Origin of the sequence: Nocardia coffeae (assembly GCF_019890715.1) — a bacterium.
Classification (GTDB): Bacteria; Actinomycetota; Actinomycetes; order Mycobacteriales; family Mycobacteriaceae; genus Nocardia; species Nocardia jiangxiensis.
The window spans coordinates 59841-74416 of sequence record NZ_JAINZY010000018.1; the positions used below are offsets into that span (position 1 = coordinate 59841).

Here is a 14576-nt window from a genome sequence, read left to right on the forward strand (position 1 = left end):
CGTATCAAGGGGGGACAAACTCGCCCTCCCTGATCGTCTCCGTGCTTCCTAACTTGACAGCATGACTGTCTCGCTCGAGCTGAACAACGGTGTCGTCATGCCCGCCTTGGGCTTCGGCGTATTTCAATCACCGCCCGAAGAAACCGCCGCCGCCGTCGAGGAGGCGTTGAAGATCGGCTACCGGCACATCGATACCGCTGCCGCCTACCAGAACGAGCGGGGGGTTGGCGAGGGTATCCGTCGATCGGGTGTGGACCGGACGGAGGTGTTCATCGAGACGAAGGTCTGGGTCAGCGACTACGGACGTGACGAGACGCTGCACGCCTTCGACAAAGCTGCAGGAAAACTCGGCGTCGAGCAGATCGACCTGCTGATCCTGCATCAGCCTGTGCCGATGCACTTCGGGGCGACCGTGGCGGCCTACCAGGCGCTGGAAACTCTGCTGGCAGAGGGCAAAGTGCGGTCGATCGGCGTCAGCAACTTCATGCCCGCCCAACTGGCTGCGCTGCTCGAACATGCCGAGGTGGTGCCGGCGGTGAACCAGATCGAGCTGCACCCGTACTTCACCCAGCCCGCCGTCCAGCACGCCGACGCCCAGCACAATATTCTCACTCAGGCATGGTCACCGATCGGCGGGATCACGTTCTATCCCGGTTGGGGCGAGGACCGCAAGAGCGTCATGGACGACCCGACTTTGCGGGAGATCACACGGGATCATGGAAAGACCCCGGCTCAGATCATGTTGCGCTGGCACCTTCAGGAAGGCCGCTCGGCCATCCCGAAGTCCACTAACCCCGCACGCATCGCCGAGAACTTCGACGTCTTCAACTTCGAACTCACCGCGAGCGAGCTCGCCCGCATCGATGGCCTCGACACCGGGGTGCGCGGTGGCCCGGACCCCGACACCATCGACCCGACCAGCATCGAGTTGGCCATCCCGGAAGAATGACGGCCCCGTCCACACGCGTCCGTACTGGACGCTCGAATACGGCTTGCCTCGGTGATCGGAAGCCGGGACAGTCCGGCTGCGGTTCGCTCGGATCCACCCAGTTCGGCCAGGCACCGGAAGCCCAACGCACCGACCCCCTAACCAGCAGCGACCCACTACGGAGTCGCTCATGATCTCTCTCGCCGTGATACGCCGGATGTCCGGCCGGGATCCCGGAGAGCCCTATCGCGCGTCCACGCCGCTGGAGTTGTTGTTCGATCTATGTTTCGTGGTCGCGGTCGCGCAGACGGGTGCCCAACTGCATCACAGCCTGGAAGGTGGTCACATCGGGGCGGGGCTGTTGGGCTATGCCATGGTGTTCTTCGTCATCTGGTGGGCGTGGGTGAATTTCGTCTGGTTCGCCTCGGCATATGACACCGACGACGTGCCTTACCGGCTACTCACCCTCGTGCAGATCGCGGGTGTGTTGGTGCTGTCCGCCGGGGTGCCGGCCGCCTTCCAGCGCTATGACTTTCGCGCCGTCGCGGTTGGCTACCTGGTGATACGAGTCGCCATGATCGGGCAGTGGCTGCGCGCCGCCCAGGCCGATCCGGCCGGCCGGCCGGCCGCGCTCCGCTATGCCGTCGGTATCAGCGTGTTGCAGATCTGCTGGCTTCTGCGGCTGTTCCTGCCCGCACCGTGGAGCTGGGTTTTTCTTGTGGTGCTGGTGATCGGTGAGCTGGCCGTCCCGGTCTGGGCGCAGTTCAGAGGCAATGCGACGTCCTGGCATCCCGGGCATATCCGCGATCGCTACGGGTGTTTTACGCTCATTGTGCTGGGCGAGGCGGTGGCGTCGGAGACGATCGCAGTGCAATCTGCGATCACGGATCATGGTCTGTCTCCCGCGCTGCTGGTGTTGGCTTTCGGTGGACTGTTGCTGATTTTCGCGTTGTGGTGGTCGTATTTTGCGCACGAGGCGACCGAATCACTGCGGGCGTCGCCAGGCCTGTCGCTCCTGTGGGGCTACGTGCACTACGGGATCTTCGCCGCTGTGGCTGCCGTGGGTGCGGGACTGTCCGCGGCCACCGATTCGGTGACACACACGAGTACCTTGTCGTCGCCGGACACCGGTTTCGCGGTGGCTGTCCCGGTGGCCTGCTACTTGTTGCTCAGTGGCTGGTTGCGTCGGCAGATCTCTCGGGTGCCTGGGCAGATCTTCGCCTCCGTCCTGGTCGGGGTGCTGCTGGTGCTGGCGGCCGCGCTACTGGCGCCGGCGAGCGTGCCCTTGGCGGTGTTGGCCATGGGTGTAGTGGTCGCGCTGATCCTTGCCCTCAACCTGGTGATCATCCACCGTTCCAGCCGAACGGAAACTCGGTGACCCGCGCACAAGATCCCTGCAGGGCACTGTGGTCTTGCGGCGAACCCGCAAGCGGTGGAGTTCAGGGTGCAGCGGCGTTGAAACCGCCGCCGAAGATGGTGCCGCTGTCCGGACCATTGTGGGCAGCACCGATCGCAAGTTCTGCCCCCCGGACCGGGGGACAGACACGGGGCTTGCCCCTACATCTCAGGCGAAGCGCCGAGTCTGTTCCCTTACGCGCAGCCTCAGGAACGAGCTACTCAGAAGGTGAGCACCACGCGTCCCGGAATGCCGCCTGCTTCCCGCAGCCGATGGGCTTCGGCAGCCTGGTCAGCCGGTAGCGTTCGCGCGACGCGCGGAGTGATCCGGCCTTCCTCGGCCAGTTGCCGGAGGCCGTCGAGCTTGCCGTGTTCACGTGCGTACTGCGGGACGAAGGTGTTTCGGCTCACGATGCCGCGATCGCTGGGCACCTGGACGCCTTTGACCGACGACGCCACCCGACCGCCATCGCGTACCGCGCGGGAGACGAATTCGGCGATGCCGGCGGTGTCGACCAGTCCGTCCACACCGCCGGGTACCTCCCTGAGCACGAGTTCCACGAACTCTTCACCGCGAGGCAAGACAACGTCCCCGCCCAGGTCCTTCACAGTCTGCTCATCTTTGGCCGCGGCGTCGGCGATCACACGGAACCCGTTCGCCTTGGCCAGTTGGACGACGAAGCCGCCGACCGCGCCAGCCGCCCCTGTGACCGCGATCGTGGCACCGGCCGGGAGGTCCAGCAGATCCAGTGCCATCCGGGCGGTCAGACCGGTCATCGGCAGGGCGGCTGCCTCGACATCGGTCAGGCCGACCGGAGCGCGCACCACCGACTCTGCCGGGACGACGAGGTACTCCGCGTAGGCTCCGTGCGTTCCGGAAATCACCGCGATGGCCATGGCACGATCGCCCACCTCGAGATCGGTGTCGACTCCTTCGCCGACCTGGTCGACGACGCCGGCCGCCTCCATCCCCGGAACATAGGGTGGCTCGGCGTCGGACACGAACGCGATCCCCTGTCGCACCAAGGTGTCGATCGGGTTGACCGCAGCCGCATGCACCCGAATGCGAATCTCGCTCGGCCCTGCGGCCGGAATCGGAAGCTCCAGGACGCGCAGCACTTCAGGGCCGCCGAACTCGGTCACTCCTACAGCTTTCATGGGCAAGCTACCTCTGGACTCTCGTAGGGTGTGTGTCGATGGGGCATTCGCGACCTTGCCGCGTGTGACATGCCGCGATAAGGAGAGTGGCATCTGGGGAGGCGAGCTTCCAGGGAAGAACTCTCCCCCCACACAGCAACCGCATACGTTTCTTCGGCGTAACCGCCGCGATGTAAGGTACGCAGTTCTCAGCTTGTGATTTAACCCTCGGTCCAGCTCCGCCGGGGCACAGGGTTTTCCGACTGCCGGATGCGGCGCAATGTGCCGATTCCTGGAGCCTTTCGGACGGCCCCGGGGTGAGCCGGGCAGGGTCGGCGACCGGTCTCTCCCGCGGTTTCGGGTTCCGGTCGCCGGGCAACTGGTCGACCGTCAACCGGATCGGGCCACTCTCGACGATTGGTAACTCGCCGCGATGGGCGCCCAGTCGCCGGAGCGGGTGAGCTGGGTATACGGCCGTGACCTTCAACAGTCACGCCAGCCGGATGATCCGGATCGAACACGATCAGGATGTCGAGGTCGCCCGGGGCGGCGCTGCCCCGCTGCGAGCCAGGCGACCACGTTACGGACCTACCGACGCGGTCAGCACCGTACTCCTCCGGCACGGCCGCGCCGATCGAGACGGCGGCCATCGTGCCCTCTCGGCGTGCTCAACCACCCCTAATGCGTTATATAATTTGCCAAATAAAGAACAGGTTATCTCGCTGCGAGCTGGTCACTAGCGCGATCCTGTGCAAAAGGGCTCCCCCCTATCACGCAGAGAGGATTGTCTGCATGGCCGTTGTCGAGATCGAACACCCGTGCTCAATACTGCGCCTGAACCCGCCGGACAAGCTCAACATCGCCGCGCCGTCGCTCCAGCACCCAGTTGGCCTACGCGGATCTACGTGGTGTCCGATCCACTTGTCGATGGTCTGCACCCACCGCTCCGACGCCAAGCGGCCCGGCCCTCAACGGTGTCGCCATGGCATCACGCCTCCAAGCCCAGGGGGTGACAAGTCCCCCAGCGACCTGCACAGCGCAGTGCATCCGAGGCCTGACCGTCGGAGGGGCGTCAGCCCCAGAAGGGAGTTACCGCTCATGCACATCGGTGCGTTTTTCGATATGCGCAGCCTCGAGCGCGACTGTCGAACAGCGGCCGAGAACCTTTCGCACCAGGAGGCGTTGTGAATGATTCCGTGCTCGTCGAGCGCATCGACGACGCTCTGTTCGGGATTACCCTGAACCGTCCCGACCGGCTCAATGCGATCGAGGACTCCTTCGTCGCTGCGATGCACACCGCGCTGGACCGCGTCGAGGCAGAACCCGGGGTGCGGGCGGTGGTGCTCACCGGCGCCGGCCGCGGCTTCTGCGCAGGGGCCGACCTGAAGCTCACCGCGAACCTCGGTCGGCGGACCTCAGCCGACCTCTATCGAGGCCAACAGCGCCTGGCCGACATGGCGGTCCGCCTGCACGAGCTCCCGGTTCCGGTGGTCGCCGCTGTCAACGGGCCAGCCGCCGGCGGTGGGCTCGCGCTCGCCGCCGCATGCGACTTGCGCGTGGCGTCCACCGTCGCGCACTTCGCGGTGGCCAACGTCCGTATCGGCGTCTCCGGTGGTGAGATGGGGCTGAGTTGGCTGCTGCCACAGTCACTCGGCCGGGCTCGCGCAACGGAGTTGCTGTTCACCGGGCGCCGCTTCGACGCCATCGAGGCTCTGGAGTGGGGTTTCGTCAATCGCGTTGTCGACCCTGAGGACGTCCTGGCCGAGGCATGCGCGCTTGCTCGTACGGTGGCGAACAACCCGGCGTTCGGCATCCGGCTGACCAAGGAAATGCTGCGCACGACGGCTACAGCCAGCAGCCTGCGGGAGGCTGTCATGCTGGAGAACCGGACGCAGGTCCTGGCGGTGTATGCAGGGGACATCGACCAGGCCACCGAATCATTCCGCCACAACGGTCCGCGCAGCGGCTCCCAATGATCGGCACCGCATAGGCCACCTGGCTCGCCTAGCTCCTACATAGGCGAGGCAGGCTCGATCAGCAGTGATTCGCACCCGGCGTCTCCCCCGGCCCGATGCGGGTGACCGCCGCCTGCGAGGGGCGATACGAAGGACATATGTCAGTGGCAGCCGAAGTCAGATTGTATTTGTATATATATTTAATCTATATTTGGCGCATGGCGGCGAGCGGTTGCCATGATCATCTGGAAGAGGTGCTCTCATGAGATTCGATCGCTTTCCTGCTGAGGCTGGGCGCGTTGTCGGTCGTCTGTTGCAGGGTTCCCAGGCGGCTGCGGTCGCGGGCACGGTGACCGCATGAGGGTCGACGTCACTGCCGAGCAGTCGCTCAGTCCAGAATCCGCTGTGTCGGCCGAGAAGGACGGGTACGACGCAATCTGGTTCGGTGAGACCGGCCATGACCCGTTCGTCTCCATCGCGTTGGCGGCGCAGTCCACGTCACGGCTACAGCTCGGCACCGGCGTCGCCATCGCGCTGGCGCGCTCGCCGATGACGCTCGCGATGACGGCCAACGACCTCCAACTCGTCAGCGAGGGCCGCCTGCTGCTCGGTCTCGGGGCACAGGTCAAGGCACACATCACTCGCCGCTTCTCGATGCCGTGGGTGCAGCCGATCGGGCAGATGCGCGAGTTCGTGCTGGCCGTCCAGGCCATCTGGCGCTCATGGCATGACGGCGAGAAGCTCGACTTCCAGGGCGACTATTACTCTCACACATTGATGACGCCGTTCTTCAACCCTGGCCCGAACCCTTACGGTCCACCTCCGGTGCTGTTGGCAGGCGTCGGTGCCAAGATGACCGGCCTCGCTGGTGAGGTTGCCGACGGCTTCATGTGCCACGGATTCGCCACCGAGCGCTATCTGCGCGAGGTGGTCGTCCCGAATCTGCGTCAGGGTCGCGGGAAGGTGGGCCGCAACCTCGACGATTTCGAGATCAGCGGCCTGCCGTTCGTAGTCACCGGGGTCACCGAGGAGCAGATGGCCGCGTCCGCTGCAGGCATGCGCGAGCAGATCGCATTTTACGCCGCTACCCCTGCCTATCGTCCCGTGCTGGAACTCCACGGTTGGGGCGACCTCCAGACCGAGCTGAATGCGATGACCAAGGCAGGCCGCTGGAAGGAGATGGGCGGGCTCATCGACGATGAGGTGCTCGATACCTTTGCCGTGGTTGCCGAACCGGACGAGGTCGCGGACGCGGTCCTGAACCGCTACCAGGGAGTCTTCACCCGAATGCACCTGTACCTCAAGAACGAAATCGACCGCGAGGTGCTCATCACCATTCGGGAACAGCTGAGGGCGGGATAACACCGGCCGCTGGCACCTGTGCGGCGGTTGAGAACTGTGACATCGTCGTGTCACAGCACCTGGTCTATCGCTGTCAATTTCGGAGATGTCTACTGGCATGCGCGGCATCTATCGAAGTAGTCGTGACGAGTCTGCCATCGGATGCTGCAACCTCGCCGCGCGCCACCTCGGATGCGGGTGGCCGAGCAATGCGACGTTCGATTGGACCGATCGAAGCCATCGACGCTCCGGGGGTTGCCGATCCTGCGGGTCGGCAACCCCCGGCAACTTCTGATTCAATGCGTGGTCGGCACCGCGGAACCTCCGGAAGCCGGTGCTCGGCCGTGTTTCATCGCGAGTGTGACAACGATGCCGAGCGCGACGGCGACTGCGCCGCCGACGAAGATGATCACGAACGCGGTGTCCCCGTAGACCGGGCCCTCCCGGCCCTCGGCGACCACATGGTTGGCCAGAGTTGTCCCGACGAGTGCCGAGGTCACAGCCGTCGCCAATGCGAAGACAGAGGTCTGCACTCCAGCGCTGACACCGGTCTGATCGTGTGGTACGGCCTCGACCATGAGGTTGGGCTGGGCTGCCCAGAACAGTCCGAAGCCGGCCCCGATGATCAGGGTCCACACGATGATGGCGATCAGACTGGCGTGAAACAGTGCGATCAACACCATCCCAGCCCCGAGAAGGGCCAGGCTCGCAACCATCACGAGCCGGATCGGGATCCTGCGGGCAAGCGCGCCGCCCACCGGTCCGAGGATCATCCCGACCGCACCGTAAGGAATCATGGCCACGCCGACGGCGAGGGCTCCGAACCCGAATGCGAAGGGCAATCCGGCATCCTTAGGCGTCTGCAGCAGCTGCGGAACCGCGAAGGAGAAGGCGATGATCGGCACTATCCCCAGGAACCCGACGATCAGAGTCAATGTGATAGCGGGCGTGCGGAACGCACGCAGGTCCACGATCGGGTCGCTGGCCCTGCTCTCGATCCGTACGAACAGAGCCAACAGTAGTAGGCCGACGACCAGCGAGCCCAGGGTACCCGGTGCGGTCCATCCCCACTCGCTGCCCTGTGTCAGGCCCAGCAGGACAAGTCCGATGCCAACGGAAAGGCTTGCGACACCGGGCAGATCGATCTTGCCTGTCACGACCTTACGGTCGGTCTTGCGCGGGATCTGCCAACACACGATGGGGGTCACAACCACGACATAGATCGCGAAGAACCAGAAAACCGAACGGTAACCGAGCCCATCGATCAGAGCGCCGGCCAAAATCGGCCCCACCAGTCCTGCGAGGCCGAGTCCGGTACCAAGCGAACCGAGTGCGACCGGAAGTAGCCGTGCGGGAAGCAAATCGCGGAAGATGCAGTATGCGATGGCCGGCATGACCAGCATGACGGCCTGTAACGCCCTGCCAACCATCAGCAATGCGAAGCTCGTCGATATCGCGCACAGTACGTTGCCGACGAAGAACAGCGCACCTACACCGCTGATGAGCGGACGCAGCTGGAGTTTGTCCGCGAGCTTGCCCCCGAGCGGCATCACTGCTGCACCGATCAGGCTGACGATCGTGAGGACCCAGCCGAGACCGGCGACCGGGAAGTCGTGGGCCATCGGTCGTAGGGCAGGAACGACCATCTGGACGCACATAGCGTTGAGCTCGACCAGCACCAGCACCGAGCCGATCAGCATCAGGTAGTTACGCAGACGCCCAGGCGCCTCATCGGGTGGGGGTGAAACGGGCACGACTTTGGGCTCGGACATCGAGACCACCTCTTAGACATAGGAAATGACAGATTGTCATGTCGCAGGAGTCGCCGGACTTTCCGGCTGGATCAGCGTTCGGATGACGCCGGACCAGCCTAAACAGCAACAGAAGTAGTTGGGATGGGAACGACGTTCCAGCCCAACAATTGTTTAAAAGAGTGGAATCAATGCCGACAAGGCAGACGCCAAGCCTCGGGCCTTCAGACCGCCGGTCGGAGCGATCCAGCATCGCCACGCGACTGAACACGCGTGACCTGACAATTTCGTCGGCTGATGCCAAGCTGGTGCCATGGCTCGCGAATCCCGCCGCAACGACCTGGGAGAGTTCCTCAAGACCCGCCGCGCTGAGCTGCCCCCTGCCACTGCCGGCTTGCCCCACAGCCTCGGACGACGAGTACCCGGTCTACGTCGCGAGGAGGTCGCGGTACTCGCCGCGATCAGCACGGACTACTACCGTCGGCTGGAGCAGGGCCGCATAGAGGCGTCGCCCTCGGTACTCGCCTCCCTGGCCCGAGTGCTCCGCCTGGATGACGACCAGCGGACCTACCTATACGAACTCGCTGGTACCTATTGTCCGCCGCGTCCGCCCTCCGCCCGCCTGCGGGTCCAGTGCCAGCTTCAGCGGGTGCTGGATGACATGGCGCACACACCCGCATGGGCCTTCGGACCCCGTACCGAGGTCCTCGCTTGGAATGCCATGGGCGCGGCGCTGGTCACCGACTTCGCCAAGATCCCGGAGGACCAGCGCTATTACATTCGGATGTTGTTCGCCGACCCCGCGTTGCGCAGCCTGTATGCGGACTGGGAGGAGGTCACGCGTCTGGGTATCGCCCAGATGCGGCGGCACAACTCGCAGAACCCCGATGATCCGCAACTGAAGGCGCTCGTGACGGAACTGTCCGCCTGCTACCCGCAGTTCCGGCGATGGTGGGCCGACCACGACGTCGCCACCCGAGACGCGGGTCGAAAACACCTGCGGCATCCGGTGGTTGGTGACCTGCTGCTCGACTGGAACGTCATGTCCTGGGCAGCCGACCCCGACCAAGGGATCATCATGTGGACGGCGGAACCTGGGTCACCCTCCGAGGATGCCCTGCGCCTGCTCGCGTCCTGGGCCGCCGTTCCCCACCGGATTGACGCGAAGACGCCCGCAACGCAAGATCGGCCATGATCTTTGGCCCCAGCCCGGCGTTGTGCAGAAACCCCTGCATCACAGCAGCGTCTGTGAGGAGCAGGGGGTTTCTCCTCCATCAAAAGGAAGAAATCGGCACAGCGGGTATGCGACGGCGGGCGCTGTTGCGAACGTCTGCCGATCAGCCCATTGCGGCGTGCTGTGTGCGATAACGCTCAGCGGCATCGACGATCGCCGACTCGGCGAGCTCGGCTGCCAGCGCCCGGTCCCCGTTCGCGTCGCGAATGACCGCCATGGTGAAGAACGGACTCAGGTGCGCGTTCACGGTGTGTAGCAATCCTGCCGCGGGCGAGCCGGTGCAGCCGAGCGCGCGCCAGAGAGTGACCGCGACGTTGTCGTTGCGTTTGCGCCGGTAGCTGTCGATCTCCTCGGCGGCGGCGGCCAGCACTTCGGACTTGTCGTGCCGGGTCATCAAGTCCCAGAGCATGCGGCTGACTTCGCTGTTCATGCCATGGATGACGTCACACAGCGCCGATACCCAGGCCCGCCAGTCCGTCTCGCGGTCGTGCTGTGGAAGGTTCGCGTCGAACGCAGGAAGTCCTGCCAGAATCGCTGCCGCCAGCAGATCATCTCGGGTGGCGAAGTAACGGAACACAGTTCGGCGGCTGACGCCGGCATGTTGCGCGACATCGTCCACCGTGGCGTCGAGGCCGCGGTCGACCAGGGCACGGGTTGCCGCACGAACCAGGTGTTCCACGGTGGCCTGCCGTTTGCTCTCCTGAAGGTCGGACACACCGACAACGTTACTTTGACACTCATGAGTGACAGCAAATACACTCATGAGTGTCACCTAAAGCCTCGGGGGAGGTAGTTCGACTGCGCGACGCGCGCCGGTTTCGCAAGACCTCCGAGGGCGACGGTTGACGACGACGATGCCAGCGAGTTCGACTGAAAGTGGGTGCGAAATATGAAGTACGACTTGATCATTCGTAACGGGAGCATTGTGGATGGCTCGGGTGGTGAGCCGTTTACCGGTGATGTAGCGGTCACTGATGGTGTGATCGTTGTGGTGGGGGTGGTCGACGGGCATGCCACGCGTGAGATCGATGCTTCGGGCTTACTGGTCACGCCGGGATTCGTGGACCTGCACACGCATTACGACGGGCAGGCGATCTGGTCGGAGCGGATGACACCGTCCTCGGCGCACGGTGTCACCACTGCTGTGATGGGCAATTGCGGCGTGGGTTTCGCCCCGTGCCGGGCCGAGGACCACGACACTCTGGTCGATGTGATGGCCGGAGTGGAGGACATTCCGGGCGTCGTGATGGTCGAGGGATTGCCGTGGACCTGGGAGACCTTCCCTGAATTCCTCGACACGGTGGCGGCCCGCCCGCGCGATATCGACGTCGCCGCATTGCTGCCGCATTCCCCGCTGCGGGTATACGCGATGGGGCAGCGCGGCGCGGACCGCGAACCGGCCACCGCCGAGGACCTGGCCTTGATGCGTAAACTGGCGGCCGAGGCGATCGAGGCCGGCGCGCTGGGGTTCGCTTCCTCCCGCACCGCGATCCACAAAACCGAAAGCGGCCGGGCCATCCCGAGTTACGACGTCGGCCGCGAAGAGATCGAAGCGATCGCCCGTGGCGTCAAGGACGCCGGAGGCGGACTGATCCAATTCGTGCCCGACGTCACGGAAAGCGGTTACGAAGCCACCCTCGAGGCGGTGTTCGACATAGCCGCCGACGTCGAGCTGCCGGTGACGTTCACCCTCGGCATCGGCAATGAGGGGCCCGCTCACTTCCGCGACGCGATGGCGCTGGTCGAACGCGCCAACTCCACCGGTGGCACTGTCACCGCCCAGGTGTTTCCCCGGCCGATCGGCCTGATGCTCGGACTCGAGCTCTCGGGTAACCCCTTCGTGCTCTACCCGAGCTACCGGCAGCTCGCCGATCTGCCGTTGGACGAGCGAGTCACCGAGATGCGCAAACCCGAAGTGCGCGAACGCATCCTGAACGACGCTCCCAACACGGAGGGACATCCCCTGATGTCCGCGGCGCAGAACTGGGACTGGATCTTCCCTCTCGGCGACCCGCCGAACTACGAGCCCGACGCATCACAGAGCATCGCCGCCCGAGCACGCACGCGCAACGTGAGCCCGCTCGAAGAGGCATACGATCGCCTACTCGACGACAATGGCCACGCCATGCTGCTCGTCGCGCTCGGCAACTTCCGCAATTCCTCACTGGACACCGTCGCCGAGCTGATCCCCCGCGACGATGTCGTACTCGGGCTCGGCGACGGCGGCGCACACTACGGAATGATTTGTGATGCAAGCTTTCCCACCTACATGCTCACACACTGGGTACGCGATCGAGTCCCCGGCACACTGCCACTTCCACAAGCCGTACGCGAGTTGACCTCGGTGCCGGCCCGAGTGGCGGGTCTGCACGACCGCGGCCGGATCGCAGTGGGCTACAAGGCAGACCTGAACATCATCGACGCACAGGCCCTGCACCTGCACAAACCAGTAGTCACCTACGACCTGCCCGGCGGGCGACGCCGCCTGGACCAGAAAGCCGACGGCTACGTAGCGACAATCGTCACGGGCCAACTGATCGCCCACAACGGCAGGCCGACCACTGCTCGACCTGGCGTACTCATCAGGGGCGGTCGAACCGCACCTGCGACGTAGAGCACCACCCGACAGCTTCGCGAACCGGAGCCGAGGCGGGCGGTGGCGGTGATGTGTACCCATCGATGATTGCACCGAGGTCGGCAAGGCACCGCCCGCCCTACTCGGTCATTGATTGCTCGAACCGAGTGTTGTTCGGGCAGAACGCATCCTGACCTCGAATCGACGTCAGCTACGGGAACGCTGATCCTGCGGGTCCGCTTGCGTCTCGAGCCACTGATAATGCTGTTCGAAGTGAGTCTCGGGCCGTTTAATCATGATTGCGTCAGCCTCGGCCAGGATCGCTCCGGAGCTTTCCAGTTCCAAGGTTGCCCAGACGAACACCTTGCGGTTCTCGGCATCTTCGATCCGTGCTCGGCCGATCAGTGGCCACCCAACAGGCACCGGCCGTACGAACTTGACACTGAGCGTCCCAGTAACTCCGAACTCGCGATTCAGAACCAGTGTGTGTCCCACCAATTCGTCCATGACGCCGGCAGTCCACCCGCCGTGCGCCACCTGCGGTCCCCCCTCATGCTCCGAAGAGCACACCACCCGGCTGATCACAACGCCGGATTCGTCGAGACTCTCGTTCTCGATCCCGAAACGGCAGCGATTCAAGCGACGGCAGCCGTGGCAAAGATGCATACCGCTCGGCGATTTCGGGGCGTAAAACGGCGATGAGAGATCGTTCCGGTCCATCGTTACGGTGGTCTCGTTGAAATCGACACCTGCTGTGCCCCTGGATTTTTCGACGTCGTTCACGAGGTCCTCCCTTCGACTGCGAGACGCTCGATGGCTGCTCCCCGCAGCCATCGAGCAGTAACGAGATGCGACCGGGCACGAGGCGCGTAGCGCTCGCGGCCCACCGCTCAGGCGGTTGTGGTTGTGGGGAAGAGTTCCTCGAACGTTCCATGCAGCACCCGATCACGGATCTCGACCTCGACACCATCGAAGATCGACCGCAACGTGTCCTGAGTGTGCCCGTACGTACCCTCCAAATGCGGGTAATCATCACCCCACAACACATTGTCATAACCGGTGTCCTCAATGATCTGCACCGCACTGACATCATGCTGGAACGACGCATACACCTGCTGACGGATGATCTCACTGGGAAGACGCGACAACCTCGGACGCACGAACATCCCGTGCTGCCGATAACCCTCATCCATCCGATCACCGATCGCAGGCACCCAACCCGCACCACCCTCCGCGATGAGCACCTTCAAATCCGGATGCCGATCGAGCGCACCACCAGCCACCAGATGCGACACCACCCGCATACCCGGATAAGTAGTCTCCATATAATTCACCACCGCACCACCCGGACCGCGATACACCACATTCACCCCACCGGTGCCGATATGCCAGCACAGCGGCAGCTTCAACTCCTCAGCCACCGCCCACAACGGCTCCCACAGATCCAACCCCCAAGCCCGATCATCATCAATACCACACGGGAAATACAGCGCCCGAAAACCCATCTCCGCAGCACGCTCCACCTCAGCCACCGCGTTGTCGACATCCCTCAACGGCACAATCGCGGGGGCGAAAACCCGATCCTGCTCACCCATCACCTCCTCCATGGCCCAGTCGTTCCACGCCCGAGCCACCGCATTCTCCAACTCGGCATCACGGATGTTGCAGACCCAGAAACCCATCGACGGGAACGCCAACTGGTTACGCACACCTTCCTGATCCAGATCACGCAACCGGATCCGAAGATCCCTGAACCCCGGCGGACGAATCGAGTCCATGAAATCATTCAACTGACGATCGATCTGCATACCATCGATATAGAGAATCTCGTACTTCTCACCACGCTCCGAACGCGGCGCCCGATCCGCGAACCGCTTCGACAACCGCGAAGTCCACAAATCCTCCGGCTCCATCAAATGCGAATCACCCGAGTGCGCCCAAATCTTACCCTCGCCGACCCGCCCCTGATCAGCACGCATCACCGCTGTCATGTGTCCCTCCTCAATCGAGTCACTCCCGGACCGAACGGCCTCGGACCGACAGTTTCTTTACACTGTAACGAAAAGAGGGCATCGTGTACAGGTGACTTGCCGCTTCACACGGAGAACACCGTTCTGCAGGCGCAACCTCCGCTCCTGTGTCGCGCACTTCCGAGTTTCGTAGTTGGCGGCCGAAGTGCCGGGATTCCGGGTGTGACCAGTGGCGATGGCGTGTTGAACCGTCCAGGCTTCAGGCCGAGGCGGTGCGGATAGGGCGATGA

General features: G+C 63.9%; 11 protein-coding genes. 6 read left to right on the top strand and 5 right to left on the bottom strand.

The genetic code is table 11. From position 1 onward, the window contains the following. Positions 1-61 precede the first annotated feature (61 nt). Together K7711_RS41035 and K7711_RS41040 are read left to right on the top strand one after the other, a co-directional pair. A complete protein-coding gene (locus K7711_RS41035; RefSeq protein ID WP_222977451.1) occupies positions 62-949 on the top strand; it encodes an aldo/keto reductase in 888 nt (295 codons plus the stop codon). 196 nt (positions 950-1145) lie between these two features. Further along, complete coding sequence (locus K7711_RS41040; protein ID WP_222977453.1) at positions 1146-2306, top strand: low temperature requirement protein A; 1161 nt, start codon at positions 1146-1148, stop codon at positions 2304-2306. A 239-nt stretch (positions 2307-2545) separates the two neighbouring features. Here K7711_RS41040 and K7711_RS41045 read toward each other — a convergent pair whose 3' ends face one another. Then, the gene (locus K7711_RS41045) at positions 2546-3481 is read right to left on the bottom strand and encodes an NADP-dependent oxidoreductase (RefSeq protein ID WP_222977455.1); all 936 of its coding nucleotides are present in this window, start codon (positions 3479-3481) and stop codon (positions 2546-2548) included. Positions 3482-4656: 1175 nt separating this feature from the next. Between K7711_RS41045 and K7711_RS41050 the strand changes: the two genes are divergently transcribed. Together K7711_RS41050 and K7711_RS41055 are read left to right on the top strand one after the other, a co-directional pair. Further along, entirely contained in the window at positions 4657-5436 is a 780-nt protein-coding gene (locus K7711_RS41050; RefSeq protein ID WP_222977457.1) for an enoyl-CoA hydratase/isomerase family protein, read from the top strand. A 336-nt stretch (positions 5437-5772) separates the two neighbouring features. Continuing rightward, positions 5773-6777, top strand: a complete 1005-nt coding sequence (locus K7711_RS41055) for a TIGR03617 family F420-dependent LLM class oxidoreductase (RefSeq protein WP_222977459.1) — start codon at positions 5773-5775, stop codon at positions 6775-6777. Between the two features lie 275 nt (positions 6778-7052). Here K7711_RS41055 and K7711_RS41060 read toward each other — a convergent pair whose 3' ends face one another. Then, positions 7053-8528 (bottom strand): MFS transporter, encoded by a 1476-nt coding sequence (locus K7711_RS41060; RefSeq protein ID WP_235748596.1) that lies wholly within the window; start codon positions 8526-8528, stop codon positions 7053-7055. A 292-nt stretch (positions 8529-8820) separates the two neighbouring features. On the opposite strand from K7711_RS41060, the gene K7711_RS41065 reads away from it, so the two are divergent. Beyond that, positions 8821-9702: a helix-turn-helix domain-containing protein gene (locus K7711_RS41065; RefSeq protein WP_222977462.1), complete on the top strand. Its 882-nt coding sequence runs from the start codon at positions 8821-8823 to the stop codon at positions 9700-9702. Between the two features lie 142 nt (positions 9703-9844). Here the strand turns inward: K7711_RS41065 and K7711_RS41070 are convergent, their stop codons facing one another. Next, the gene (locus tag K7711_RS41070) at positions 9845-10456 is read right to left on the bottom strand and encodes a TetR/AcrR family transcriptional regulator (RefSeq protein WP_222977464.1); all 612 of its coding nucleotides are present in this window, start codon (positions 10454-10456) and stop codon (positions 9845-9847) included. A 174-nt stretch (positions 10457-10630) separates the two neighbouring features. On the opposite strand from K7711_RS41070, the gene K7711_RS41075 reads away from it, so the two are divergent. After that, complete coding sequence (locus tag K7711_RS41075; RefSeq protein WP_222977466.1) at positions 10631-12355, top strand: N-acyl-D-amino-acid deacylase family protein; 1725 nt, start codon at positions 10631-10633, stop codon at positions 12353-12355. 168 nt (positions 12356-12523) lie between these two features. Here the strand turns inward: K7711_RS41075 and K7711_RS41080 are convergent, their stop codons facing one another. Further along, the gene (locus K7711_RS41080) at positions 12524-13099 is read right to left on the bottom strand and encodes a PaaI family thioesterase (protein WP_308015181.1); all 576 of its coding nucleotides are present in this window, start codon (positions 13097-13099) and stop codon (positions 12524-12526) included. A gap of 107 nt (positions 13100-13206) precedes the next feature. Further along, complete coding sequence (locus tag K7711_RS41085; protein WP_222977371.1) at positions 13207-14307, bottom strand: amidohydrolase family protein; 1101 nt, start codon at positions 14305-14307, stop codon at positions 13207-13209. Positions 14308-14576: the final 269 nt, after the last annotated feature.

What these genes read in the sequence shown, in the direction of transcription:
- K7711_RS41060 (WP_235748596.1), bottom strand. Translation starts at nt 8,528, where the DNA reads ATGTCCGAGCCCAAAGTCGTGCCCGTTTCACCCCCACCCGATGAGGCG.
- K7711_RS41045 (WP_222977455.1), bottom strand. Translation starts at nt 3,481, where the DNA reads ATGAAAGCTGTAGGAGTGACCGAGTTCGGCGGCCCTGAAGTGCTGCGC.
- K7711_RS41085 (WP_222977371.1), bottom strand. Translation starts at nt 14,307, where the DNA reads ATGACAGCGGTGATGCGTGCTGATCAGGGGCGGGTCGGCGAGGGTAAG.
- K7711_RS41065 (WP_222977462.1), top strand. Translation starts at nt 8,821, where the DNA reads ATGGCTCGCGAATCCCGCCGCAACGACCTGGGAGAGTTCCTCAAGACC.
- K7711_RS41075 (WP_222977466.1), top strand. Translation starts at nt 10,631, where the DNA reads ATGAAGTACGACTTGATCATTCGTAACGGGAGCATTGTGGATGGCTCG.
- K7711_RS41055 (WP_222977459.1), top strand. Translation starts at nt 5,773, where the DNA reads ATGAGGGTCGACGTCACTGCCGAGCAGTCGCTCAGTCCAGAATCCGCT.
- K7711_RS41040 (WP_222977453.1), top strand. Translation starts at nt 1,146, where the DNA reads ATGTCCGGCCGGGATCCCGGAGAGCCCTATCGCGCGTCCACGCCGCTG.
- K7711_RS41035 (WP_222977451.1), top strand. Translation starts at nt 62, where the DNA reads ATGACTGTCTCGCTCGAGCTGAACAACGGTGTCGTCATGCCCGCCTTG.